General features: G+C 63.6%; 23 protein-coding genes and 1 other RNA gene. 23 read left to right on the top strand and 1 reads right to left on the bottom strand.

Going from position 1 to position 24,028, the window contains the following annotated elements; all coding sequences use genetic code 11:
* Window positions 1-185: 185 nt before the first annotated feature.
* The 7 genes from EOB59_RS12710 (at window position 186) to EOB59_RS12680 (ending at window position 4,231) form a co-directional block, all read left to right on the top strand.
* Window positions 186-446 (top strand): hypothetical protein, encoded by a 261-nt coding sequence (locus tag EOB59_RS12710; protein ID WP_081734943.1) that lies wholly within the window; start codon window positions 186-188, stop codon window positions 444-446.
* Between the two features lie 164 nt (window positions 447-610).
* Window positions 611-1,330: a DnaJ family molecular chaperone gene (locus EOB59_RS12705; protein ID WP_127268668.1), complete on the top strand. Its 720-nt coding sequence runs from the start codon at window positions 611-613 to the stop codon at window positions 1,328-1,330.
* Window positions 1,327-2,082: an N-acetylmuramoyl-L-alanine amidase gene (locus EOB59_RS12700; protein ID WP_128288473.1), complete on the top strand. Its 756-nt coding sequence runs from the start codon at window positions 1,327-1,329 to the stop codon at window positions 2,080-2,082. Before EOB59_RS12705 ends, EOB59_RS12700 begins: the two co-directional genes overlap by 4 nt.
* A 210-nt stretch (window positions 2,083-2,292) precedes the next feature.
* On the top strand, window positions 2,293-3,021 hold the full coding sequence (locus EOB59_RS12695) for a transglycosylase SLT domain-containing protein (protein ID WP_127809985.1): 729 nt from the start codon (window positions 2,293-2,295) through the stop codon (window positions 3,019-3,021).
* Between the two features lie 50 nt (window positions 3,022-3,071).
* Window positions 3,072-3,481: RNase P RNA component class A (gene rnpB, locus EOB59_RS12690), an RNA gene on the top strand.
* 175 nt (window positions 3,482-3,656) lie between these two features.
* Complete coding sequence (locus tag EOB59_RS12685; RefSeq protein ID WP_027034949.1) at window positions 3,657-3,932, top strand: type II toxin-antitoxin system ParD family antitoxin; 276 nt, start codon at window positions 3,657-3,659, stop codon at window positions 3,930-3,932.
* Complete coding sequence (locus EOB59_RS12680; protein WP_127809986.1) at window positions 3,929-4,231, top strand: type II toxin-antitoxin system RelE/ParE family toxin; 303 nt, start codon at window positions 3,929-3,931, stop codon at window positions 4,229-4,231. Before EOB59_RS12685 ends, EOB59_RS12680 begins: the two co-directional genes overlap by 4 nt.
* Before the next feature lie 9 nt (window positions 4,232-4,240).
* Here the strand turns inward: EOB59_RS12680 and EOB59_RS12675 are convergent, their stop codons facing one another.
* On the bottom strand, window positions 4,241-5,356 hold the full coding sequence (locus EOB59_RS12675; protein ID WP_128288472.1) for a cystathionine gamma-lyase: 1,116 nt from the start codon (window positions 5,354-5,356) through the stop codon (window positions 4,241-4,243).
* A 410-nt stretch (window positions 5,357-5,766) separates the two neighbouring features.
* Between EOB59_RS12675 and mraZ the strand changes: the two genes are divergently transcribed.
* The 16 genes from mraZ to ftsZ form a co-directional block, all read left to right on the top strand.
* Window positions 5,767-6,225, top strand: a complete 459-nt coding sequence (gene mraZ / locus EOB59_RS12670; protein WP_128288471.1) for a division/cell wall cluster transcriptional repressor MraZ — start codon at window positions 5,767-5,769, stop codon at window positions 6,223-6,225.
* Window positions 6,222-7,271 carry a 16S rRNA (cytosine(1402)-N(4))-methyltransferase RsmH gene (gene rsmH / locus EOB59_RS12665; RefSeq protein ID WP_128288470.1) on the top strand — a complete coding sequence of 350 codons (1,050 nt, stop codon included), beginning with the start codon at window positions 6,222-6,224 and terminating at the stop codon, window positions 7,269-7,271. The genes mraZ and rsmH overlap by 4 nt, the downstream gene beginning before the upstream one ends.
* A 4-nt stretch (window positions 7,272-7,275) precedes the next feature.
* Window positions 7,276-7,671 (top strand): hypothetical protein, encoded by a 396-nt coding sequence (locus EOB59_RS12660; protein ID WP_127271473.1) that lies wholly within the window; start codon window positions 7,276-7,278, stop codon window positions 7,669-7,671.
* Window positions 7,668-9,377 (top strand): penicillin-binding protein 2, encoded by a 1,710-nt coding sequence (locus tag EOB59_RS12655; RefSeq protein ID WP_027034944.1) that lies wholly within the window; start codon window positions 7,668-7,670, stop codon window positions 9,375-9,377. Before EOB59_RS12660 ends, EOB59_RS12655 begins: the two co-directional genes overlap by 4 nt.
* A gap of 54 nt (window positions 9,378-9,431) precedes the next feature.
* Window positions 9,432-10,886 (top strand): UDP-N-acetylmuramoyl-L-alanyl-D-glutamate--2,6-diaminopimelate ligase, encoded by a 1,455-nt coding sequence (locus tag EOB59_RS12650; protein WP_128288469.1) that lies wholly within the window; start codon window positions 9,432-9,434, stop codon window positions 10,884-10,886.
* The gene (locus EOB59_RS12645; RefSeq protein WP_128288468.1) at window positions 10,883-12,361 is read left to right on the top strand and encodes a UDP-N-acetylmuramoylalanyl-D-glutamyl-2,6-diaminopimelate--D-alanyl-D-alanine ligase; all 1,479 of its coding nucleotides are present in this window, start codon (window positions 10,883-10,885) and stop codon (window positions 12,359-12,361) included. Before EOB59_RS12650 ends, EOB59_RS12645 begins: the two co-directional genes overlap by 4 nt.
* A 19-nt stretch (window positions 12,362-12,380) precedes the next feature.
* On the top strand, window positions 12,381-13,463 hold the full coding sequence (gene mraY / locus EOB59_RS12640) for a phospho-N-acetylmuramoyl-pentapeptide-transferase (protein WP_013530954.1): 1,083 nt from the start codon (window positions 12,381-12,383) through the stop codon (window positions 13,461-13,463).
* Between the two features lie 8 nt (window positions 13,464-13,471).
* Window positions 13,472-14,872 (top strand): UDP-N-acetylmuramoyl-L-alanine--D-glutamate ligase, encoded by a 1,401-nt coding sequence (gene murD / locus EOB59_RS12635; protein WP_128288467.1) that lies wholly within the window; start codon window positions 13,472-13,474, stop codon window positions 14,870-14,872.
* A complete protein-coding gene (gene ftsW / locus EOB59_RS12630) occupies window positions 14,872-16,023 on the top strand; it encodes a putative lipid II flippase FtsW (protein ID WP_128288466.1) in 1,152 nt (383 codons plus the stop codon). The genes murD and ftsW overlap by 1 nt, the downstream gene beginning before the upstream one ends.
* Window position 16,024: 1 nt before the next feature.
* Window positions 16,025-17,152, top strand: a complete 1,128-nt coding sequence (murG, locus tag EOB59_RS12625) for an undecaprenyldiphospho-muramoylpentapeptide beta-N-acetylglucosaminyltransferase (RefSeq protein ID WP_128288465.1) — start codon at window positions 16,025-16,027, stop codon at window positions 17,150-17,152.
* Window positions 17,149-18,555 carry a UDP-N-acetylmuramate--L-alanine ligase gene (gene murC, locus EOB59_RS12620; protein ID WP_023813140.1) on the top strand — a complete coding sequence of 469 codons (1,407 nt, stop codon included), beginning with the start codon at window positions 17,149-17,151 and terminating at the stop codon, window positions 18,553-18,555. The genes murG and murC overlap by 4 nt, the downstream gene beginning before the upstream one ends.
* Window positions 18,552-19,517, top strand: coding sequence for a UDP-N-acetylmuramate dehydrogenase (gene murB, locus EOB59_RS12615; protein ID WP_127322152.1), 966 nt, complete (start codon window positions 18,552-18,554; stop codon window positions 19,515-19,517). Before murC ends, murB begins: the two co-directional genes overlap by 4 nt.
* 448 nt (window positions 19,518-19,965) lie before the next feature.
* The gene (locus EOB59_RS12610) at window positions 19,966-20,892 is read left to right on the top strand and encodes a D-alanine--D-alanine ligase (RefSeq protein ID WP_127328876.1); all 927 of its coding nucleotides are present in this window, start codon (window positions 19,966-19,968) and stop codon (window positions 20,890-20,892) included.
* Window positions 20,880-21,821 carry a cell division protein FtsQ/DivIB gene (locus EOB59_RS12605; protein ID WP_128288464.1) on the top strand — a complete coding sequence of 314 codons (942 nt, stop codon included), beginning with the start codon at window positions 20,880-20,882 and terminating at the stop codon, window positions 21,819-21,821. The genes EOB59_RS12610 and EOB59_RS12605 overlap by 13 nt, the downstream gene beginning before the upstream one ends.
* Window positions 21,818-23,125, top strand: a complete 1,308-nt coding sequence (gene ftsA / locus EOB59_RS12600) for a cell division protein FtsA (protein WP_027034934.1) — start codon at window positions 21,818-21,820, stop codon at window positions 23,123-23,125. The genes EOB59_RS12605 and ftsA overlap by 4 nt, the downstream gene beginning before the upstream one ends.
* Before the next feature lie 68 nt (window positions 23,126-23,193).
* Window positions 23,194-24,028 (top strand): cell division protein FtsZ (gene ftsZ / locus EOB59_RS12595; protein WP_128288463.1); only part of this gene is annotated, 835 nt, incomplete at its 3' end.

Below are 24,028 nucleotides of genomic sequence, written 5' to 3'. Positions count from 1 at the left end.
TGGCGCTTTTACGTTCGATCGGTGGTTCGGCACATTCTGTTAGTTCGCCACGGCCTGAGCGGCAATCGCAAATGAACCAGACGATGTTACATGTCGAAACGCAACGTTACGAAACTCATGGCCGTCTGACGCATTTGTCCTTCGACCGCTCACGGCAACGTGAGCGTGTGTTGAAGGAGAGACAAATGAAAAAGCTCATTCTCGCTTCCGTTTCCGCTCTGGCCTTGCTTGGCGTCGCCGCCTGCAGTGACAGCGGTACGGACAATACCACTACCCAGAGCACCAATCCGCCGGCTGCCGAGGAACCGATGAAGCCGGCTACTCCGGAAGCCACGCCGCCGGCCGCGACGCCTCCGGCAACGGATAATTCTACCACGAAGAGCATCACACCCGAGAAGCCTGCCGAGCCGGCTCCGGCAACACCAGCTCCTGCGCCCGCGCAGTAGTGAGCAAGCAGTACTTCGTGTGATGAATGAGAAAGGCCGGCTCGCGCTGGCCTTTCTCATATTGTCCGAGCGCCATGGCGTTGGAGTCCGATCGATTTGTCGCGCAAAGCCTGCGGCACTGTCCCGGCTTGATAGGAGCGGGCGGTGGCTCTAAGAAGCAGGCCATGTCCATTTGGGATCGCCTCGGCGAATTCATCACCCGCGTTTCATCCTCAGCCTCGTCGGGTGTCGCCGACGTGGTCGAGGCCGTGCGCACGGTTTTCGCCGGCGATGCGGATTTGCGCCGGCGTGTCGCCTTTTCGGTGGCGATGATCGCGCTGTCGGCCAAGATGGCCAAGGCCGATGGTATCGTCACCCAGGACGAGGTGCGCGCCTTCCAGGAAATATTCGAAGTGCCGCCGAAGGAGACGCGCAATGTGGCGCGTCTGTTCGATCTCGCCCAGCGCGACGTGGCCGGTTTCGAGACCTATGCCGAGCGGATGGCGCAGATGTGCGGTTCCGGGCATTCCAATTGTGTGATGCTGGAAGACATACTCGACGGTCTGTTCCACATCGCCAAGGCCGACGGGCTGGTGCACGAGCGCGAAGGCCATTTCCTGCACCGCATCGCCGAGATTTTCCGCATCGACGAAGCGCATTACGAGACCATCATGGCGCGACATGTCAACCTGGGCGCCGGGGATCCTTATGTCGTGCTTGGCATCGAGCGCGGCAAGCCGTTCGAAGAGGTCAGGAAGCGCTATCGCAAGCTGGTTTCCGACAATCATCCGGACCGGCTGATCGCGCGCGGCCTGCCTCAGGAATTCATCAAGATCGCGACCACCAGGGTGGCGGCGATCAACGTTGCCTACGAGATGATCGAGCGGGGCCTGCGCCACGCATGAGCGGCTTTCTGCCCGACGAGCCACGTGCCGAAGTCAGGGTATCGCCGAATTTCGGCCCGCGGCGCGAGACGCCCAGGCCTGACATGATCGTGCTGCACTACACCGGTATGGCGACCGGCGCCGGGGCCGAGGCCTGGCTTTGCGACCCGGCCAGCGAGGTCTCGTCACATTATCTCGTCCACGAGAATGGCCATATCGTGCAGATGGTCAGGGAAAGCGACCGCGCTTGGCATGCCGGCAAGAGTTCGTGGTTCGGACGGGCCGACATCAATTCCTGTTCGGTCGGCATCGAGATCGTCAATCCAGGGCATTCGCTGGGCTATCCCGGTTTTCCCCGGCGGCAGATCGATGCGGTGATCGCGCTGTGCCGTGGGATCGCCGGTCGGCATTCGATCGCCGCCGAGCGGGTACTCGCGCATTCCGATGTTGCGCCGGGGCGCAAGATCGATCCCGGCGAGAAGTTTCCGTGGCGGACGCTGTTCGAGGCCGGTGTTGGCCATCTCGTGGCGGCCGCGCCCGTCAGGCGAGGCGCCACTCTGACAACCGGCGATACCGGCGGCGACGTCGAAGCGTTGCAGTCGATGCTGGCCCTCTACGGCTATGGCGTTGAAATATCCGGCGTTTTCGACCGGCAGACGGAGGCGGTGGTCGAGGCCTTCCAGCGCCATTTCCGGCCGCGCAAGGTGGACGGCGTTGCCGACGGCTCGACGCTGCGGACGCTGCAAAGGCTGCTTGCTTCCGTGAGGCGCTGACCCCCGGGAGAGCCTCTCTCAAGCAATTCTTTCCCATCCTTAAGTTACAAGCTGTCACTCAAAGTGACTTGCCTGGCCTTGTTTGACACCAATTCGGGCGTCAAACGGCTGACGTGTAGATGTCGGACCCCAAGCCCCCCGGGTTGTTCCGACGTTGGTTAGGCGTTGCTGCGCGAACATCTTCGCGCGGTTCAGACAGAACAGGATCACATGCAGAAATTTACCGTTTTAACGGCAGCTCTTGCTGCCGGTGTAATGACTTTTGCCTTCAGTGCGGCGCATGCAGCATCATTCAGCCCGCGGGCCGATCAAGGGTTTCCCGTGGTATCCGCGAAAAGCGGCAAGGCAGGCCACGACGCCAAGGCAACAAAGCGGGCTTCCGCCAAAGCGGAGACGAAGCGGGCTTCCGCGAAAATGGAAAAAGCAAGCTGGTCCAAGCCGAAGAAGTCCGCCAGAAAGCAGACGAAGCGTGGCCGAAAGACCATCGACATGACGAGAACAGCGTCGATCGGAGTCCAGAACGCGGCGGCATCGACGGCGGCGGTGGCCAGCAGTGGGCAGTATTCCGCTATCGTTGCCCGCTATGCGGCGATCGAAGGCGTGCCGGTGTCGCTCGCCACGGCGGTCATCCAGATCGAAAGCAACTACCGGCCCAACATCGTCGGCGGCGCAGGCGAGATCGGCCTGATGCAGATCAAGCCGGCCACGGCTCGGATGATGGGCTATAGCGGCTCCGCAAAGGGCCTGTTCGATCCCGACACCAACATCAAATACGGCATGAAATACCTTGCCATGGCGCGGAGCCTCGGCGGCGGCACGACCTGCGGCACGATTCTGAAATACAATGCCGGACACGCCGCAACGCGGATGAACCCGGTGTCGGCCGCCTATTGCGGCAAGGTCAAGGTGCAGATGGCTGCGCTTGGATCGCCCGCATAAGTCTGCTTTTTCGTTTGCGTTTTCGGGCGTGAACCCCTTTATACGCTCTGCCAGCTGGCTGGGCGGCCGCACCCGCAAACGCCGAAAGGCCGCGGGTGAGGAAAGTCCGGGCTCCATGGAAACACGGTGCCGGTTAATGGCCGGCGGGGGCGACCCCAGGGAAAGTGCCACAGAAAGCAAACCGCCACGATCCGGCTTGCCGGATTCGGGGCAAGGGTGAAAGGGTGGGGTAAGAGCCCACCGCGCGACTGGCAACAGGAGCGGCACGGCAAACCCCACCGGGAGCAAGACCGAATAGGGGCGGTGCGAGGGGAAACCCTCGAGGGCTGTTTCCGGCTCACCGTCCGGGTAGGTTGCGTGAGGCGCATGGCAACATGCGCCCAAGATGAATGGCCGCCACGTTCTCGCCCCGCAAGGGGCGGGGGCCATACAGAACCCGGCTTACAGGCCAGCTGGCAATTTCTCTCCCCCGATATCAAGAGAAGTCTCTTGAATTCAGCAGGTTGCGCCCTCGGGCGCGCCTGTTGATTCAAGCCTGCCCGGCCGTTCATCCGTGCGAGCGAGAGTCGGCCATTGCTTGAAACCGGTGCGATTAAATCGTACCGTGAATCGGGAAATGGTATCGGGAGCCTCTCATGGGACAGGTCGACAAACGCAGCATCACGCTGTCGCCGGAACTGGCGCAGGCGGTGGATGATGTCGTCGCCGCCGGCGAATATGCCTCCGCCAGCGAAGTGATCCGCGATGCGCTGCGGCAATGGAAGGATCGGCGCGATCTCTTCGGCTATACGCTCGATGAGTTGCGCAAGCTGGTGCAGGAAGGGATAGACAGCGGGCCGGGACGATTTGCGTCGATGGATGAAATCAAGGCCGAGGCGCGGAGGCGCTTGCGATCTGACGACGCAGCATGAATTCGCTATTCATCGTCCGGAACGCGCGCGCAGAAGACGATTTGATCGCGATCTGGCTTCATGTTGCACGCGATAGCGAGGTCGCAGCGGATAGGTTGCTCGATCGCATCGAGGCACGGTGGCAGCAACTGGAGACCTATCCCTTCTCCGGCGCGCCGCGCGATGACATCGCGCCCGGCATCCGTCATCTGCTCGTTGGCGACTATCTCACCTTGTATCGTGTAGGTGACGACGCGATCGAGATCATTCGTGTACTGCACGGCCATCGCAACATAGAAGCCGACGATCTCGGCCCGTGATCGGTCCGGTCAGCCGCCGATCTTGTCCAGCGACGTCTCGATTGCCTTACAGAGCTCTTCCACCGGCTCGCAGCCGACCGAGAGGCGAACGAAGCCGGCGGCAACGGCATCGCCTCGCTTCAAGCGCCGCTCGGCGGAGGTGTGGACGCCGCCGAAGGATGTCGCGGCCTGCATCAAGGCGCAATTGTTGATGAAATCCTCGGCCTTGTCCTCCGAGGCGAGCTCGAAAGAGATCAGAAAGCCGAAGCGCTCCATCTGGGCACGGGCAAGGTTGTGCGACGGATCGCCTTCCAGTCCGGGATAACGCAGGCCGCTGATTGCCCGGTGGCCCTGCAGCCGCCGCGCGATGACTTCCGCCGAGGAACACATGCGATCGAAGCGCACATCCAGTGTCTCCAGGCCGCGATGCACCAGCCAGGCTTCGAATGGTCCGGGAATGCTGCCGGAAACTTCGCGCCAGCCGGTCACGGCGGCGATGATCTCGGCATTGCGGCTGGCGACATGGCCGAACAGCACATCTGAATGGCCGTTGGGTGCCTTGGTGTCGGCGGCAACGACGATATCGGCGCCATGGTCGAGCGGCCGCTGGCCGAAGGGTGTCATAGTCGTGTTGTCGACCACAAGGATCGCGCCGGCTTTGTGAACAGCATCGGCAACGGCAGCGATATCGCAGATATCCAGCCCCGGATTGGCGGGGGTTTCGACAAAGGCGAGGCGATAGCCATCGAAGCCGCCGTCGAGGAAGGTCGAGGTAGGCCTGACATCGTAGACGATGCCGAGCGGCTTGAGGAAGCGATCGGCCAGCGCTCTTGTCGTGTGGTAGCCGTCCGATGGCAGCAGGATACGGTCGCCAGTCTTGAGCACGGTAAAAAACGCCGCCGAGATTGCCGCCATTCCTGAAGGGAAGGCGACGCAAGGCGCGTCCTCCAGATGGGCCAGCATATGTTCGACCGCGTCCCAGGTCGGGTTACTGAATCGCCCGTACTGGTTGAAACCGGTGGCGTCGCCGGGCGCATGAAAGATGGCGGCCATGGTCAGTGGCAGGGGAATGGAATCGCCCATGGCAAGCCCGCTGCGACGCAGGTGAGGAAGCGCTGCAGCGCGTGACTTTGCAGTTTCGGACATCGAATTTCCAACCCTGGTTGCGACCGACGAGATGTGGCGAGACGCTATGCCCGGCAGCGGCGCTCGGCAAGGCGCGTCCGGTTGGGCCAGGCGGCTCTAAACGGTTCGTTAGGCTTAATAGACCATAAAGACGAGACGTGTCGGCGAGGCTGCTCTCATTGGTCGCGGCGCGCGTGTTTGTGAAGCCTAATCCCGTTGACGCCCATAGTGCCCCATGATATCCCATCTAGACATCAAAGCCTTCGTTCCGTGTCAGGGTAAAGCGTACGCCAATCGGGCAGCCGCGGCGGCTGCGCGTTTGCCGGTTTTTGCCCGTGCGGACGAGGCTGATACGGGGCAGGGAGCGCGCTGCGGCGGCGCGTGCGACAAGATGGAGAGGGGTGCGGCGGCGCAAGCGGCTGTAGCGTTTAATGGACCGGTTTCTGTCAACCACGGTGAGCAGGATCGATGCGAAGGGACGGGTGTCCGTTCCCGCGCATTTCCGTGCGGTCGTGCAGAAGCGCGGCTATTCGGAACTTTATGCGCTGCGCTGCCTGGATCTGCCGGCGATGGATGTCGGCGGGCTCGATCTGCTCGACCGCTACGAGCAGCGCATCGCGCTCGAGGATCCCTTCCTGCAGACGGCGGACGACATGTCGTTCTTCTGCCATGGCGACGGAACCTTCTTGAAACTCGACCAGGACGGCCGCATCACGATGAGCGATTTCCTTCGCGAACACACCGGCATTTCGGCGGAAGTGGCCTTTGTCGGGCGCGGCAATTTCTTTCAGATCTGGGAGCCGGGACGGCTTGCCGCCTATGGGGCGCAGGCGCGGGCACGGCTTTTGCAGCTTCGGCAGGGGACGAAGCCTGGGGAGCGACCGGAATGACGGCAGGCCACGGCGATGACCTTCCTCGCGCCGTAGATGGGCACGCCGTTGGCGGATCGGCTCGCCACATTCCGGTCCTCCTTGCCGAGGTGCTCGAAGCGTTGGCGCCGGCGCAGGGCGACCTCATCATCGACGGCACGTTCGGCGCCGGCGGCTACACCAGGGCCATTCTGGCGACGGGCGCTTCCGTGGTGGCGATCGACCGCGATCCGGATGCCATTGCGGCCGGGCGCGATCTGGAAGTGCAGTCGGGCGGCCGGCTGCGGCTGGTGCAGGCGCCGTTCTCGACGCTGGACGAACATGTCGAGAGCGCCGACGGGATCGTGCTCGACATCGGTGTGTCCTCGATGCAGCTCGACCAGGCGGAGCGCGGGTTTTCGTTCCGCGCCGACGGGCCACTCGACATGCGCATGGCGCAATCGGGCCTCAGCGCCGCCGACGTCGTCAATTCCTTCAAGCCGGGCGATCTTGCCCGCATCTTCGGCTTCCTCGGCGAGGAGCGTCATGCCGGGCGCATCGCCCGCATGATCGAGGCTCGCCGCGAAAAGCGCCCGTTCGAGCGCACGCTGGAACTGGCCGACGCCATCGAGACGCATATCGGCCGTGCGCCGAAGGACAAGATCCATCCGGCGACGCGCGTCTTCCAGGCGCTGCGCATCTTCGTTAATGACGAGCTTGGCGAACTGGCCAAGGCCCTGTTCGCGGCCGAACGCGCGCTGAAGCCGGGCGGACGGCTCGCCGTGGTCACCTTCCATTCGCTGGAAGACCGCATCGTCAAGCGTTTCATCGCCGACCGGGCCGATGTCGCGACCGGCTCGCGGCATTTGCCCGAGGCGCATGCCCGCACCGCGACGTTCCGCAAGGCGGGTGGCGGCGTGACTGCCGGCGACGCCGAGGTGGCGGCCAATCCGCGCGCCCGTTCGGCCAGGCTGCGCGCGGCAATCCGCACGGATGCGCCAGCGCGCAGCAGCGATTTTTCGATTTTCGGCCTTCCAAAACTTCCCGGCCCAACACTTCCCGGCACAGGCCGGCCGGGGGAGAGGTAGCTAAGTGTTTCGTACCAGCGACATTGTCCTGATCGCCGTCATGGTTGCGGTCGCGGCCCTTACCTACAAGGCCAAGCGCGAGGCCGAGGAACAATTGGCCGCGGTGCAGAAGATCCATGCGCAGATACGCTATGAGGAGGACACGATCGACCTGCTCAAGGCCGACTGGAGCCTGCTTACCCAGCCGTCGCGGCTGCAGAAGCTCGCCGAACTCTACAAATCGCAGCTCGAACTCGAGCCGGTCAGCGCTCGCCAGATCGGCGGCATCGGCGACCTGCCGGCCAAATCCCTTGACATCCAGGACATCCTGTCGGGACGCCAGGGAGGCATGGCCGACAATTCCGACCAAGCGCCTTCGGACAGTAAGGATCCCGTCGTGACCGGAGGCATCGCCCAATGATCGGCAAACTGCTGAAGCGTCGCGCCAGGACGAGTGAAGATGGATCGATCGTGGTCGAGGGCGCCCGCAAGGCGACCGGCGGCAAGGGCAGGACGCGCATCGTCATGACCATGGCGGTGTTCTTCGGTATCTTCTCGACCATATCAGGGCGGCTGGTCTATCTCGGCTTCCAGACCCCCGACATGTCGGGCGGTCCGCAGAGCCGGGTGACGGCATCGCGGCCCGACATCGTCGACCGCAACGGCGAAGTGCTGGCCACGGATATCAAGACGGCGTCGCTGTTTGCAGAACCACGCCGGATTGTCGACGCCGACGAGGCGATCGAGAAGCTGTCGACGGTGCTTCCGGACATCGACTATGAGCAGACCTACCACAAGCTGAAGAGCGGCGCCGGTTTCGTCTGGCTGCAGCGGCAGCTGACGCCCAAGCAACAGTCCGACATCATGCAGCTCGGCATTCCCGGTTTCGGCTTCCGTACCGAAAAGCGCCGCTTCTATCCGAGCGGCGAGACCTCGTCCTACATTGTCGGCCTCACCAACATCGACAACCAGGGCATCTCCGGAATGGAGAAATATGTCGACGAGCAAGGCTTGAGCGACCTGCAGGCATCGGGCCTTGCCATTGCCAAGGATCTCAAGCCGGTAAAGCTTTCGATCGATCTGCGCGTGCAGCATGTGGTGCGCGACGAGATCGCCGCCGGCCTGGAGCGCTATCGTGCCATGGGCGCCGGCGCCGTCGTGCTCAACGTCAAGACCGGCGAAGTGGTGGCCATGGCCTCGGTGCCGGATTTCGATCCGAACAATCCCTACAATGCACAGGACAAGGACCGGCTGAATCGCATGTCGGCGGGCCTCTACGAGATGGGCTCGACCTTCAAGAGCTTCACCTCAGCCATGGCGCTCGATTCCGGTAAGGCGACGATGGCGAGCCGCTTCGATGCTTCGCATCCAATCCGGGTCGGCCATCAGGCCATTCACGATTTCCACGGCAAGAACCGTGTGCTGTCGTTGCCGGAGGTGTTCCTCTACTCGTCCAACATCGGCTCGGCCAGGGAAGCCGAGATGGTCGGCATCGAGGGGCATCGCGAATTCCTGCATCGCCTTGGCCTTCTGGACAGGATGCAGACCGAATTGCCGGAGACTGCCCGTCCGACTGAACCGAAGGTCTGGAAACAGGTCAATTCATTCACCATCGCCTTCGGCCACGGCGTGTCGACGACGCCGCTGCAAGCGGCTGTGGGCTGCGCGGCGTTGATGAATGGCGGCTTCCTGATGAACCCTACCTTTTTGGTGCGCACGCAGGCGGAAGCGATGGCCACCGCCAAGAAAGTGGTGAGCGAAAAGACCGTCGAAGGCATGCGCTACCTCTATTCGCTCAATGCCGAGAAGGGCTCTGCCCGAAACGCCAGAGTCCCCGGCTACCGCGTTGGTGGCAAGACCGGAACGGCCGAGAAGGTCGTCAATGGCCGCTACTCCAAGGACTTGAATTTCAACACTTTCGTCGCCGCCTTCCCGATGGACGATCCGCAGTATCTGGTGTTTACCATTGCCGATGCCCCGCACCCTGAAAAGCCCGGCATGACGGATGTCGCGGCCGCAAATGCGGGGGTCATGGCCGGCAATATCATCAGGCGTTCAGCTGCCATGCTTGGCGTGAAGCCAGATTTCAGCCATGAAAATGGTGCAACGCTGGTTTCCTATCAGTGATTCTTAGGGCGCGCCGGCAACAGCGCGCTATTTTGTTGCGGTGAACGGGACTCGATGAAGCTCAGAGATCTAGCCGGTATCCTGCCCGTCGAGGGAATAGCTTCCGTCGATCTGGAGGTTACAGGGATTTCTTCGGATTCCCGCCAGGTAAAAGCGGGTGTTGTCTTCTTTGCGCTCGCGGGAACCAAGGCCGACGGTGCCGTTTATGCCGCCGACGCCGCCGCGCGCGGTGCGGCCGCGATCGTGGCGGGCAAGGGCAGCACCATTGCCGGGCTGTCGGTCCCGGTATTGGCGGTCGACGATCCGCGCCTGGCGCTGGCGCTGAGTGCGGCCCGCTATTTCGGCAAGCAGCCTGAGATCATGGTCGCGGTGACCGGCACCAGCGGCAAGACCTCGGTCGCGGCTTTCACCAGGCAGATCTGGGAGCAGTCCGGTTATGCCGCCGCTTCGATCGGCACCACCGGCGTGGTGGCGCCTGGGCGCAACGATTATGGCTCGCTGACGACGCCCGATCCGGTCGCCCTGCATCAATTGCTGCGGGAATTGGCGGATGCCGGCGTTACCCACGCTTCGATGGAGGCCTCCAGCCATGGGCTCGACCAGCGCCGTCTGGACGGTGTGAAGCTGGCGGCCGGCGGCTTCACCAATCTCGGCCGGGACCATATGGACTATCATCCGACCATCGAGGACTATCACCGCGCCAAACTGCGTCTGTTCGACGCGCTGCTGCCGAAAGGCGCACCGGCCGTCATCTTCGCCGACGATCCATGGTCGGCACCGACTTTTCAGGCGGCGCGGGCCGCCGGGCTCGAAGTGCTGACGGTTGGCCGCCATGGCGATTTCCTCAGGCTGAAGCGGGTCGAGCACGAGCGCCACCGCCAGCGGGCCGAGGTCGAGGCCGATGGCGTGCTCTACGAGATCGACCTGCCGCTGGCCGGTGATTTCCAGATTTCGAACGCGCTGGTTTCGGCGGGTCTTGCCATTTCCACGGGAACACCTGTCGCCAAGGCCTTGCTAGCGTTGGAGAAATTGAAGGGCGCGCCGGGCCGGCTCGACCTCGTCGGCACCACCGGCAATGGCGCTCCGGTCTATGTCGATTACGCCCACAAGCCCGACGCGCTCGAAAACGTGCTGTCCTCGGTGCGCCCATTCACCACCGGCCGCGTTATCGTGGTGTTCGGCTGCGGCGGCGACCGCGACCGCGGCAAGCGACCGATCATGGGCGAGATTGCGACGCGACTTGCAGATGTCGTCATCGTCACCGACGATAATCCGCGCTCCGAAGTGCCGGAAACGATCCGCGCCGCTATTTTGGCCGCCGCCCCCGGCGCCATCGAGATCGGCGACCGGCGCATGGCGATCCACGAGGCGGTCGCCATGCTGCATGCCGGCGACACGCTGATCGTGGCCGGCAAGGGCCACGAGGAAGGCCAGACGATCGGCTCCGAAACCTTGCATTTCTCCGATCACGAGGAAGTTCGCGCGGCACTTACGGAGCGTGCCGCATGAGCTTGCTGTGGTCCTGCGAGGCGCTGGTTGCCGCCATGGACGGGCGGCCGTTGGGGCCGATGCCGGAAGGCATTTCCGGCATTTCGATCGACAGCCGCAGCCTGCAGCCGGGCGACGCCTTCTTCGCCATCAAGGGCGAGGCGATGGACGGCCATGATTTCGCCACCGCGGCCATCAAGGCCGGCGCCGGCGTGCTGGTGGTTGCCGAAGGCAAGCTGCCGTCGCTCGGGCGGCTGACAGCGCCGATCATCGTCGTCGAGGACGTGCTGGTCGCACTGGAAAAGCTTGGAGTTGCGTCGCGCGCCCGCTCGAGCGCGAAAATCATCGCTGTGACCGGTTCGGCCGGCAAGACCACCACCAAGGAAGCGCTGCGCCATGTGCTTCAAGCCGTCGGGAAGGTGCATGCCTCGGCGCAGTCCTTCAACAATCACTGGGGCGTGCCGCTGACCTTGGCGCGCATGCCTGATGATTGCGACTATGCCGTATTCGAGATCGGCATGAACCATCCCGACGAAATCCGGCCGCTGGTAAAAATGGTGAGGCCGCATGTCGCCATCGTCACCATGATCGCGGCGGCGCATCTCGGCTTTTTCCGCAATCTCGACGAGATTGCCAAGGCCAAGGCCGAGATTTTCGAAGGGCTGGAGCCCGAGGGGGCCGCCATCCTCAACCGCGACGATGCGCGCTTCAAGCTGCTCGACAAGATGGCCCATGCCGCCGGTGTCGAGCACGTCTACGGCTTCGGCGAGAATGCGCGCTCTACCTTCAAGCTCACCAAATGCGAACTGCATGCGGATCATTCCGACATCATCGCCAGGATCGGCGGCCACGAAGTGGCGGCGCGGATCGGCGCGCCCGGCCGCCATATGGTGCAGAACGTGCTGGCGGTGCTGGGTGCGGCGCATCTGGTCGGCGCCGATCTCGACAAGGTGGCTTCAGCACTGGCCGATCTTTCGGCCGAACGCGGGCGCGGCAAGCGCCATGTGCTGCGCCATCCCGGTGGCTCGACTTCGAGCCACCCAGGTGGCTCGACTTCGAGCTACCCAGGTGGACTGATCACGCTGATCGACGAAAGCTACAACGCCAATCCGGCATCGATGGCTGCTGCCATGGCATTGCTCAACGCGACGCCTGTGACGGGCGAGGGCCGCCGCATCGCCGTGCTCGGCGACATGCTCGAACTTGGCGACCACTCGGCCAAGCTGCATGCAGCCCTTGCCGATCTCATCGTCGGCACGGGCACGCGGACCGTCTTTCTCGGCGGCCCGGAAATGCGGGCGCTGGCCGAAGCGCTGCCGGCTGAGATCAAGACGGAATACCGCGCCGGTGTCGAGGAGCTGAAGCCGGTGCTGCTTGCCGCGCTGAAGCCGGGCGATGTGGTGATGATCAAATCGTCGAAGGGCATCGGCTTTGCAAAACTGGTCGATGCGCTGCTGGGCAAATTCCCGGCTGAATCGACAGCCAAACAGACCTAGGTCGGGGGACGAAAAGCGCATGTTTACACTGCTCGTCGATTTTGCGGACAAGGTCTCGGTCTTCAATGTCTTCCGCTACATCACCTTCCGCACCGGCGGGGCGCTGATCACGTCGGCGCTGATCGTCTTCATCTTCGGGCCGACCATCATCAATTCGCTGCGGCTGCGGCAAGGCAAGGGCCAGCCGATCCGCGCCGACGGACCGCAGACGCATTTCAAGAAGGCCGGCACGCCGACCATGGGCGGGCTGATGATCCTGTCGGGCATTATCGGCTCGTCGCTTTTGTGGGCCAACCTGTCGAGCATCTATGTCTGGGTGGTGCTGCTGGTGACGCTGGGCTTCGGCTCGATCGGCTTTTACGACGACTATCTGAAGGTGACCAAGCAGTCGCATCTCGGCTTTTCCGGCAAGGCAAGGCTGGCGCTGGAATTCGTCATTGCCGGCATCGCCGCCTGGGTGATCATGCACAATGGCCAGGCGCCGTTCTCTTCTTCGCTGACATTTCCCTTCGCCAAGGAATTCATCGTCAATCTCGGCTGGTTCTTCATCCCGTTCTCCTGCTTCGTCATCGTCGGAGCAGGCAATGCTGTGAACCTCACCGACGGTCTGGACGGGCTGGCGATCGTGCCGATCATGATCGCGGCGGCCTCCTTCGGCGTCATCGCCTATCTCTCAGGCAACGCCGTGTTCGCCGAATATCTGCAGATACATTTCGTGCCCGGCACCGGTGAACTGGCGGTCGTGCTCGGCGCGGTCATCGGCGCCGGCCTCGGCTTCCTCTGGTTCAACGCGCCGCCGGCGGCGATCTTCATGGGTGACACCGGATCGTTGGCCATGGGCGGCCTGATCGGCACCGTCGCGGTCGCCACCAAGCACGAGATCGTGCTGGTCATCGTCGGCGGATTGTTCGTCGTGGAAATCCTGTCGGTCATCATCCAGGTCGGCTACTTCAAGATGACCGGCAAGCGGGTGTTCCTGATGGCGCCGATCCACCATCATTTCGAAAAGCTCGGCTGGACCGAAAGCCAGGTGGTGATCCGCTTCTGGATCATCGCCGTCATCCTGGCGCTGGTCGGCCTGTCGACCCTCAAGCTGAGATAGGAAGCCCTTTGATCCCCGCCGCATCCTTTTCAGGCAAGCGCGTTTCCCTCTTCGGGCTCGGTGGCTCTGGGATTGCGACGGCGCGCGCGCTGATCGAGGGCGGCGCGGACGTGCTGGCCTGGGACGACAATCCCGAAAGCGTTGCCAAGGCCGCTATTGCCGGTATTGCGACCGCTGATTTGCGCGGCGCCGACTGGGCGAAATTCTCGGCTTTCGTGCTGTCGCCGGGCGTCCCGCTGACGCATCCCAAGCCGCATTGGACGGTGGAGCTGGCGCGCGGTTCAGGCGTCGAGATCATCGGCGACATCGAGCTTTTCTGCCGCGAGCGGACGCTGAGCGCGCCAAATTCGCCTTTCATCGCCATCACCGGCACCAACGGCAAGTCGACGACCACCGCGCTGACCGCGCATATCCTGAAGGCCGCGGGACGCGATACCCAGATGGGCGGCAATATCGGCCGCGCGGTGATGACGCTCGATCCGCCCGAGCCCGATCGGCACTATGTGGTCGAATGCTCGTCTTACCAGATCGACCTCGCGCCTTCGATCAATCCGACGGCGGGCATCCTGCTTAACCTGACGCCCGATCATCTCGACCGCCACGGCACCATGCAGCACTACGCCGCGATCAAGGAGCGGCTGGTAGCCGGCAGCGAGACGGCGATCGTCGGCATCGACGATTCCTGGTGTGCGCAGATCGCCGAGCGGCTGGAGCGGGCGGGCCGGCCTGTCATCCGCATTTCCAAGCGCCTGCCGCTGACCGATGGCTATTTCGCCGATGGCGGCAATCTGATGGAAGCCGTGCACGGCCGTTACAGCCGTGTCGCCTTCCTCGAAGGCATCGGTTCGCTGCGCGGCCAGCACAATGCCCAGAACGCTCTGGCGGCGGTCGCCGCTTGCCTCAAGGTCGGACTGGAGCTTGGCGAAATCCAGTCGGGGCTGGAAAGCTTTCCCGGCCTCGCTCACCGCATGGAGCAGGTCGGCCGCAAGGACCATGTGCTGTTCATCAACGATTCCAAGGCGACCAATGCCGATGCCGCAGCACCCGCGCTATCCAGCTTTACGCGCATCTACTGGATCGCCGGCGGCCTGCCCAAGGAAGGCGGCATCGAGCCGTTGCGCGGCTTCTTTCCGCGCATCGCCAAGGCCTATCTGATTGGCGAGGCGGCGCCGGCCTTTTCGGCGACGCTGGGCGAGGCAGTTCCCTACGAGATCTCAGGCACGCTGGCCGCCGCGGTCGAGCACGCCGCGCATGATGCCGCTAAGGACGACAGCGGCGAGGCGGTGGTGCTGCTGTCGCCGGCCTGCGCCAGTTTCGACCAGTTCAAGAATTTCGAAGTCCGCGGCGAAGCCTTCAGGCAAGCTGCGGATGCTATCGAGGGTGTGAAACCCATCGGAGGGGCACGATAATGCAAAGCCGTCTCGACAAAAGCCCGGTGGCAACCTGGTGGTGGACGATCGATCGCTGGTTCCTCGCGGCGTTCCTGTCGCTGATGGGGCTCGGCATCGTCTTGTCCTTCGCCGCCAGTCCGGCGGTGGCCGAACGCATCGGCCTCGACAGTTTCCACTTTGCCACCAGGCAGATCATCTTCACCGTGCCGGCGCTCGGTGTGATGCTGGCAGTTTCCTTCCTCGATTCCAGGCAGATCCGGCGCATGGCGCTGGTCATCCTGTGCCTGATGCTGGTGCTGATGGTGGCGGTGCTCTACATCGGCGTCGAGGTGAAGGGTGCGCGCCGCTGGGTGTCGCTTGCCGGCCTGTCGATCCAGCCGTCGGAATTCCTGAAGCCGGCCTTCGTCATCATGTGCGCGTGGCTTTTCGCCGAGCACAAGCGCCAGCCCGACATTCCGGGCAATCTGTTCGCCATGCTGCTGCTGGTGCTGGTCGTGTCGCTGCTGGTGGCACAACCGGACCTCGGCCAGACCATGCTGACGACCGGCACCTGGGGCATCATGTTCTTCATGGCCGGGCTGCCCTGGCTGTGGATCGTCGCGCTGGGTGCGGCCGGCGTCGGCGGCGTCTTTGCCGCCTATACGGTGTTCCCGCACGTTGCCCTGCGTATCGACAAGTTCCTCACCGGCGAGGGCGACACGTTCCAGGTCGACATGGGGCGCGAAGCGCTGATCAATGGCGGCTGGTTCGGAGTCGGACCGGGCGAGGGCACCGTCAAGCGCGTCATCCCCGACAGCCATGCCGACTTCGTCTTCTCGGTTGCCGGCGAAGAGTTCGGGCTGATCATGTGCTTCTTCATCATGTCGATCTTCGCCTTCATCGTTCTGCGCGGCCTCAACACGGCGCTGAAGGAGCATGACGATTTCACCCGCTATGCGGTCGGCGGTCTCGTCACCGTGTTCGGCCTGCAGGCGGTCATCAACATGTGCGTCAACCTCCAGCTCGTGCCGGCCAAGGGCATGACGCTGCCGTTCATCTCCTATGGCGGCTCCTCGCAGATCGCCATCGCCATCTCGATGGGCATGGTGCTGGCGCTGACACGCAAGCGGCCGGAAAAGCGCAAGCAGGTGGGCTTTGGCCTGTCGCAACGCGCCATGCCGGCGGAGTGATATGGCCAGAGGCGTCATCCTTCTCGCGGCAGGCGGCACCGGTGGGCATCTTTTCCCGGCCGAGGCGCTGGCGCATGAGTTGAACGAGCGCGGCTGGTCGGTGCATCTGGCAACCGACGACCGTGCGGAGCGTTTCGCCGGCCATTTTCCGGCCGCCGCCGTCCACCCGATCCAGTCGGCGACGATGGGCTCGAAAAACCCTTTTGCCCTGCTTGGTGCCTTCTGGAAAATCTGGCGCGGCGTGCGCCAGGCTTCCGCCGTCATCGGCAGGATCAAGCCGGATGCCGTCGTCGGCTTCGGCGGCTATCCAACCTTGCCGCCGCTCTACGCGGCGACACGGCGCAAGGTGCCGACGCTGATCCATGAGCAGAACGCGGTGATGGGGCGCGCCAACCGGGCGCTGGCCGGCCGTGTCGATGCCATCGCCGGCGGCTTCCTGCCGCAGGACACCAGTGCTGCCGGTGTGAAGACGGTGACGACAGGCAATCCGGTCAGGCCGGCCGTGCTGGAAGCGGCCAGGATGAATTATGCGGCATCGACCGGGGAACAGCCGTTCCGCCTGCTGGTGTTCGGCGGCAGCCAGGGCGCCCAGTTCTTTTCCGATGCCGTGCCGGGAGCCATCGCGCTGCTTTCCGACGCACAGCGCAAGCGGCTGGTGATCACCCAACAAGCGCGCGCGGATGACGTGGCGCGGGTCAAGGCAGCCTATGCCGCGCTTGGCGTCGCCGTCGAGGTCTCGCCCTTCTTCACCGACATGGCGCAGCGCATGGCGGCTGCGCACCTGGTGATCTCGCGCTCCGGCGCCTCGACCGTCTCGGAGATCGCCGTCATCGGCCGGCCGGCGCTGCTGGTGCCTTACCCCTATGCGCTCGACCACGATCAGGCGGCGAACGCGGCGGCCCTTGCCGCTGCCGGCGGCGGCGAAGTGCATCCGCAATCCTCGCTCTCGTCCGAACGCATCGCAGCGCTCATCGGCGAGCTGATGGAAGACCCCGATCGGCTGACGGCGATGGCGGCGGGTGCGAAATCGGCCGGGAGGCCGGACGCGGCACGGTTGCTCGCTGATCTTACAGAGGCTATTGCGTCCAAAAAAACCGTTTCGGATTTCAGGAAGGGGACGCAAGCATGAAGATGCCGCAGACCATCGGCCTTGTGCATTTCATCGGCATTGGCGGCATCGGCATGAGCGGCATTGCCGAAGTGCTGCACAATCTCGGCTACAAGGTGCAAGGGTCCGACCAGGCCGAAAGCGCCAATGTGCAGCGGCTGCGCGACAAGGGCATCGAATGCTTCGTCGGCCATAGGGCCGAAAATCTCGGTGATGCCGAGGTGGTGGTCGTCTCGACGGCGATCAAGAAATCCAATCCGGAGCTGAAGGCCGCGCGCGAAAAGCTGCTGCCGATCGTGCGCCGGGCCGAAATGCTGGCCGAACTGATGCGCTTTCGCCAGGCGGTGGCGATCGGCGGCACGCATGGCAAGACGACGACGACCTCGATGGTGGCGACCTTGCTCGATGCCGGCGGGCTCGATCCGACCGTCATCAATGGCGGCATCATCAATGCCTATGGCACCAATGCGCGCATGGGCGACGGCGAATGGATGGTGGTCGAGGCCGACGAGAGCGACGGCACTTTCCTGAAACTACCGGCGGAGATCGCGGTCGTCACCAACATCGATCCCGAGCATCTCGATCACTATGGCAGCTTCGACAAGGTGCGCGAGGCGTTCCGCCAGTTCGTCGAGAACGTGCCGTTCTACGGTTTTGGCGTGATGTGCACCGACCACCCCGAGGTGCAGGCACTGGTCAGCCGCATCGAGGACCGCCGGGTCATCACCTATGGCGAGAATGCGCAGGCCGACGTGCGCTTTACCAATCACCGCATGGCAGGTGCCATTTCGGAATTCGACGTGGTGATCCGCGACCGCAAGACAGGCGGTCAGACTGTCATAGCAGGCCTGCGCCTGCCGATGCCCGGCCGCCACAACGTCTCCAACGCGACGGCAGCGATCGCGGTCGCGCATGAGCTCGGCCTGTCGGCCGAGGCGATCAAGAAGGGCCTGTCGTCCTTCGCCGGCGTCAAGCGCCGCTTCACCCATACCGGTTCGTGGGACGGCGTCGAAATATTCGACGATTACGGCCACCATCCGGTCGAGATCTCGGCGGTGCTGAAGGCGGCGCGCAGCGCCACCCAAGGTCGCGTCATCGCCATTGCCCAGCCGCATCGCTTCACCCGGCTGCATGATCTGTTCAACGAGTTTTCCACCTGCTTCAACGACGCCGACACAGTGATGGTGGCGCCGGTCTACGCGGCCGGCGAAGAGCCGATCGACGGCGTCAGCTCGGACGCGCTGGTGTCGCGCATCCGCGCCGGCGGCCATCGCGACGCACGCTACATCGAGGGTCCGGCGGCGATCGCGCCCGTCATCCGTGATCTGGCAAAGCCGGGTGACTTCGTCGTCTTCCTGGGCGCCGGCAACATCACCCAATGGGCCTATGCATTGCCCAAGGAGCTTGGCGGGACCGTCTCATGATGCACGGCCAGGCCCTGATCGACAGACTGGGCGACCGGCTTGCCGGCCTGCGCGGTCGCCTGACGCCGAACGCCGAGATGGACAAGATCACCTGGTTCCGTGCAGGGGGTCTGGCTGAGGTGCTGTTCCAGCCGGCCGACGAGGAAGATCTTGCGGTGTTCCTGAAAGCCGTTCCCGAAGAGATACCACTGACCGTCGTCGGCGTCGGCTCGAACCTTCTGGTCCGCGATGGCGGCATCGAGGGCTTTGTCATCCGCCTTTCAGCCAAGGGCTTCGGCGAGGCCGAGGTGATTTCGCCGATCAGGATCAAGGCGGGAGCCGCGACCCCCGACAAGCGCGTCGCAGCGGTGGCGCTCGAGGCCGGCATTGGCGGCTTTCATTTCTACCACGGCATTCCGGGTGCAATCGGCGGTGCGCTGCGGATGAACGCAGGCGCCAACGGCGTCGAGACGCGCGAGCGGGTCGTCGAAGTGCGAGCGCTCGACCGCAAGGGCAATGTGCAGACGCTGAGCAATGCCGATATGGGTTACGCCTATCGCCATTCGGCGGCGCCTGCCGGGCTGATCTTCACCTCGGCCGTGTTCGAGGGCTTTGCCGAGGACAGAGCGGCGATCAAGGCGGCGATGGAGGCCGTGCAGAACCATCGCGAGACCGTGCAGCCGATCCGCGAGAAGACCGGCGGCTCGACCTTCAAGAATCCGGAAGGCACGTCGGCCTGGAAGGAGATCGACAGAGCGGGCTGCCGCGGCCTGATGATCGGCGGCGCCCAGATGTCGCCGATGCATTGCAACTTCATGATCAACACGGGAACCGCGACCGGCTACGACCTAGAATATCTCGGCGAGACGGTGCGCACGCGGGTGCTGGAGAATTCCGGTATCCGGCTGCAATGGGAAATCAAGCGCATCGGCAATTTCCGGCCGGGACATGCGGTTCAGGAGTTTCTCGGGCAGCTCCTTTAAGGTGTGTTGATATTCAGGTGATGCCGGCCTGCAAACGACGGCTTCCTGCGCTTCCGGTGCTCACGTACTTTGAGTACGCTCCGCTCCGGTTCTCGAAAGCCATCGTTTTCGACTCGGCCTGACCTGAATCTCAACACACCTTCGCGCGAGTTGAAGTTCATGTGATGCATGAACTTTAACACGGCCGACACGGTCCGCGACCGTTGCCGCAAAGACTCAACGACACGCTTTTCGCATCCATTTTCTCAGAAAGTGAATCTCTCGGAATCGTAAGCACTTGCCAGTGAATCAACTCTCTGATTCTCTGCTCGAAAGCGTTTCCTGATTTGAGTCGTTCGACGCGTTTTCAGCGTTTTCCGTCTGGGGGGGGGCAACCTGCCGGGAGACTCTGACTCAATGTTGCGGAAAATCTGGTTTTGGTCCGCCGTGAGAGAGGGGATGCCGGGGAATGAAAAACAAGCATGTGGCCGTCCTGCTGGGTGGTTTTTCGTCCGAGCGGCCCGTGTCTCTATCGTCGGGAAAGGCTTGTGCCGATGAACTCGAGAAGGAAGGCTACCAGGTCACCCGTGTCGATGTCGGGCGCGATGTCGGCTCCGTGCTTGCCGAGCTCAAGCCCGATGTCGCCTTCAATGCGCTGCACGGCCCTTTTGGCGAGGACGGCACCATTCAGGGCATCCTTGAATATCTCGGCATTCCCTACACCCATTCCGGCGTGCTCGCCTCGGCTCTGGCCATGAACAAGGAGCAGGCCAAGCGGGTTGCCAAGTCGGTCGGCATCGTGGTCGCCGAATCGAAGGTCGCCAGCCGCTTCGCCATCCAGAGCAAGCATCCGATGAAGCCGCCCTATGTGGTCAAGCCGGTCAATGAGGGTTCGAGCTTCGGTGTCGTCATCGTGCATGAGGGCCAGTCGCATCCGCCGCAGGTGATCGGCTCGTCCGAGTGGAAATATGGCGATACCGTCATGGTTGAGCGCTACATCCACGGCAGGGAGCTGACCTGCGCGGTGATGGGCGATGTGGCGCTGGGGGTCTGCGAGATCATCCCGACCGGCCATTCCTTCTATGACTATGATTCAAAATATGTCGCCGGGGGATCAAAGCACGAATGCCCCGCAAAAGTTTCACCGAATATTTACCAAAAAATACAAACACTGGCGCTCAAGGCTCACCAAGCGATCGGCTGTCGCGGCGTTTCCCGTTCGGACTTCCGTTATGACGATCGTCATTCCGAAAACGGCGAGATTGTCTGGCTCGAGGTCAACACCCAGCCGGGTATGACGCCGACGTCCTTGGTGCCTGAAATCGCCGCCCAGGCTGGGCACTCGTTTGGCGATTTGTTGAGTTGGATGGTGGAGGACGCTTCGTGCCTGCGTTGAAATGGAGACAAGGTTGGGAGAGGGGCGCGGCGGGGCCGGCGCTGTTCGGCCTGCCATTGTCGTCGGGCCATTTCGTGCTGCCGCGCATGCTGCGCCGCCCGGTGCGCATTCTGGCGCGCCTGGGCGTCGGGGAATTCCAGGCGCCGCGCTTTTCCGCGGCCATGATGTCGGCCGTGCTGATTTTCTCGAGCAGTGCCTATGGCGCCTATCTCGGCGGTCATGTCGAGGGTATCGTGCAGAGCATCACCGCCCGTACCGGATTTGCCGTTGATCAGGTTAAGGTGGTCGGCAATCGCCAGACCTCGGAAATCGACATACTCGACAGGCTTGAGCTCGACGGTTGGACGTCGCTGATCGGCTTTAATGCCGAGGCCGCGCGGGAACGAATTGCGACATTGCCGTGGATCGAGGTTGCGGCCGTCCGCAAGGTCTACCCGCATACTCTGGAAGTGCGCGTCGAGGAGCGTGAGGCTTTCGCTCTCTGGCAGCAGGGTGACGCGCTTTCGGTCATCGAGAGGAATGGCGCCATGATCGCGCCGTTCTCGGGCGGCAAGCAGGTGCTCCTGCCGCTGCTGATCGGCACCGGCGCGCCGGCGAGCGCGCCCGATTTCCTGGCCAAGGTCGAAAAATATCCCGAACTCGCGAGCCGGATCAAAGGTTATATCCGCGTCGGCGAGCGGCGCTGGGACCTGAAGCTGGACAATGGCATCACCATCAAGCTTCCCGAGGATGACGAGGAACAGGCGCTCGCCGAACTCGTCAAGATGGATCATGATAACGGCTTGCTGTCGCGCGACATCGCCGCCGTCGACATGCGCCTGACGGACCGGCTGGTCGTGCAGTTGACGGCGGAAGCGGCGACGCAGCGCGAAGCCGCCCTCAACGAGAAAGCCAAGAGCCTGAAGCGCAAGCCGGAGACGAAGATATGAGCTGGCTTGGCGGTCCTGGCGATGCCGCGTCGCGCCGGTCCGGCACCCTGACGGTGCTGGATGTCGGTTCGAGCAAGGTCTGCTGCATGGTGGCCAAGCTGAAGCCATGCGATGACGGCAAGCTGCTGCGCGGCCGCTCGCACCGGATCCAGGTGATCGGCATCGGCCATCAGAAGTCGCAAGGCGTGAAGTCGGGTGTCGTGGTTGACCTCGATAGGGCGGAACATGCCATCCGCCTTTCCGTCGACGCGGCCGAGCGCATGGCCGGGCTGACGGTCGATTCTCTCATCGTCAACATGACCGCCGGCCGGCTGAAGAGCGAAGCCTTCTCCGCCACCATCAATCTTGGCGGTCACGAGGCCGACGAGGCCGACATCAAGCGCGTTCTCGGCGCTGGCGCCAAGCAGGCGCTGAAGGCCGAGCGCGAGGTGATCCATTCGCTTCCCGTCGGTTTCTCGCTGGATGCCGAACGCGGCGTGCGCGATCCGCGGGGCATGGTCGGCGACGCACTCGGCGTCGACATGCATGTGCTGACCGGCGACGCCGCGCCGATGCGCAATCTGGAGCTTTCCATCAACCGTTCGCATCTGTCGGTCGAGCGCATGGTGGCGACGCCCTATGCCAGCGGCCTGGCGGCCTTGGTCGACGACGAGCTGGAAATGGGCGCCGCCTGCATCGACATGGGCGGCGGCACGACGACGATCTCGGTGTTTTCGGAAGGCAAGTTCGTCCATGGCGACGCCATCGCCATCGGCGGCAACCACGTCACGATGGACATGGCCAAGGGGCTGTCGACCTCGCTCGATGCCGCCGAACGGCTGAAGGTGATGCATGGCTCGGCACTGCCGGGCAGCGCCGACGACCGCGACCTGGTCTCGATCCAGCCGATCGGCGACGACGGTGACGTGCCCTTGCAGATCCCGCGCTCGGTGATGACGCGCATCGTGCGCGCCCGCATCGACGAGACGCTCGAACTGCTGCGCGACCGGCTGAACAAGTCCGGCTATGGCAATGCAGTGGGCAAGCGTGTGGTTCTTACCGGTGGCGCCAGCCAGCTTGCCGGCCTGCCGGAGGCGGCGCGCCGCATCCTGGGACGCAATGTGCGCATCGGCCGCCCGCTCGGCGTGGCCGGTCTGCCGGAAGCGGCGAAGGGGCCGGCCTTCTCGGCTGCGGTGGGGCTTCTGATCTATCCGCAGATGGCGAGCTTCGAGAGCCATCCGGCGAAAGGAATTTCCGGTCTCAAAATGACCGGAACGGGCGGAAAACTGCATCGCATGAGTCAGTGGTTGAGAGACAGTTTCTAAAATTGACGGGGACAGCCCCATAGGCGGCCGCGGCGGCGAAGCGGCGTGAAAGGCAAAGGACGGAGACAATGACCATCAATCTGCAAAAGCCGGACATCACCGAGCTTAAGCCGCGCATCACCGTGTTCGGTGTCGGCGGCGGCGGCGGCAATGCCGTCAACAACATGATCACCGCCGGTCTGCGCGGTGTCGAGTTCGTGGTGGCCAACACCGACGCGCAGGCGCTGACCATGTCGAAGGCCGGCCGCCTGATCCAGCTCGGCGCGCACGTCACCGAAGGCCTTGGCGCCGGCTCGCAGCCGGAGGTCGGCCGTGCGGCGGCGGAAGAGTGCATCGATGAAATCCTCGATCACCTGACCAACACCCATATGTGCTTCGTCACCGCCGGCATGGGCGGCGGCACCGGTACCGGTGCTGCTCCGGTCGTTGCCCGCGCAGCGCGCGAAAAGGGCATCCTCACGGTCGGCGTCGTCACCAAGCCGTTCCACTTCGAAGGCCAGCGCCGCATGAAGACGGCCGACTTCGGCATCGAGGAATTGCAGAAATGCGTCGATACGCTGATCGTCATCCCCAACCAGAACCTGTTCCGGCTGGCCAATGACAAGACCACCTTCGCCGATGCCTTCGCCATGGCCGACCAGGTGCTCTATTCCGGTGTCGCCTGCATCACCGACCTGATGGTCAAGGAAGGCCTGATCAATCTCGACTTCGCCGACGTCCGTTCCGTCATGCGCGAGATGGGCAAGGCGATGATGGGCACCGGCGAGGCTTCCGGCGAGGGCCGCGCGATGGCCGCCGCCGAAGCGGCGATCGCCAACCCGCTGCTCGACGAGACCTCGATGAAGGGTGCCAAGGGCTTGCTGATCTCGATCACCGGCGGCCGCGACCTGACGCTGTTCGAAG

This window comes from Mesorhizobium sp. M7A.F.Ca.MR.176.00.0.0 (assembly GCF_004023165.1).
GTDB lineage: Bacteria > Pseudomonadota > Alphaproteobacteria > Rhizobiales > Rhizobiaceae > Mesorhizobium.
This window is presented reverse-complemented; position numbering and strand designations above follow the sequence as displayed.

Bases quoted from the DNA above. Each gene is read 5' to 3' on its own strand.
- EOB59_RS12710 (WP_081734943.1), top strand. From the start codon at position 186: ATGAAAAAGCTCATTCTCGCTTCCGTTTCCGCTCTGGCCTTGCTTGGC.
- EOB59_RS12705 (WP_127268668.1), top strand. From the start codon at position 611: ATGTCCATTTGGGATCGCCTCGGCGAATTCATCACCCGCGTTTCATCC.
- EOB59_RS12700 (WP_128288473.1), top strand. From the start codon at position 1,327: ATGAGCGGCTTTCTGCCCGACGAGCCACGTGCCGAAGTCAGGGTATCG.
- EOB59_RS12695 (WP_127809985.1), top strand. From the start codon at position 2,293: ATGCAGAAATTTACCGTTTTAACGGCAGCTCTTGCTGCCGGTGTAATG.
- EOB59_RS12685 (WP_027034949.1), top strand. From the start codon at position 3,657: ATGGGACAGGTCGACAAACGCAGCATCACGCTGTCGCCGGAACTGGCG.
- EOB59_RS12680 (WP_127809986.1), top strand. From the start codon at position 3,929: ATGAATTCGCTATTCATCGTCCGGAACGCGCGCGCAGAAGACGATTTG.
- EOB59_RS12675 (WP_128288472.1), bottom strand. From the start codon at position 5,356: ATGTCCGAAACTGCAAAGTCACGCGCTGCAGCGCTTCCTCACCTGCGT.
- mraZ (WP_128288471.1), top strand. From the start codon at position 5,767: ATGGACCGGTTTCTGTCAACCACGGTGAGCAGGATCGATGCGAAGGGA.
- rsmH (WP_128288470.1), top strand. From the start codon at position 6,222: ATGACGGCAGGCCACGGCGATGACCTTCCTCGCGCCGTAGATGGGCAC.
- EOB59_RS12655 (WP_027034944.1), top strand. From the start codon at position 7,668: ATGATCGGCAAACTGCTGAAGCGTCGCGCCAGGACGAGTGAAGATGGA.
- EOB59_RS12650 (WP_128288469.1), top strand. From the start codon at position 9,432: ATGAAGCTCAGAGATCTAGCCGGTATCCTGCCCGTCGAGGGAATAGCT.
- EOB59_RS12645 (WP_128288468.1), top strand. From the start codon at position 10,883: ATGAGCTTGCTGTGGTCCTGCGAGGCGCTGGTTGCCGCCATGGACGGG.
- mraY (WP_013530954.1), top strand. From the start codon at position 12,381: ATGTTTACACTGCTCGTCGATTTTGCGGACAAGGTCTCGGTCTTCAAT.
- ftsW (WP_128288466.1), top strand. From the start codon at position 14,872: ATGCAAAGCCGTCTCGACAAAAGCCCGGTGGCAACCTGGTGGTGGACG.
- murG (WP_128288465.1), top strand. From the start codon at position 16,025: ATGGCCAGAGGCGTCATCCTTCTCGCGGCAGGCGGCACCGGTGGGCAT.
- murC (WP_023813140.1), top strand. From the start codon at position 17,149: ATGAAGATGCCGCAGACCATCGGCCTTGTGCATTTCATCGGCATTGGC.
- murB (WP_127322152.1), top strand. From the start codon at position 18,552: ATGATGCACGGCCAGGCCCTGATCGACAGACTGGGCGACCGGCTTGCC.
- EOB59_RS12610 (WP_127328876.1), top strand. From the start codon at position 19,966: ATGAAAAACAAGCATGTGGCCGTCCTGCTGGGTGGTTTTTCGTCCGAG.
- ftsA (WP_027034934.1), top strand. From the start codon at position 21,818: ATGAGCTGGCTTGGCGGTCCTGGCGATGCCGCGTCGCGCCGGTCCGGC.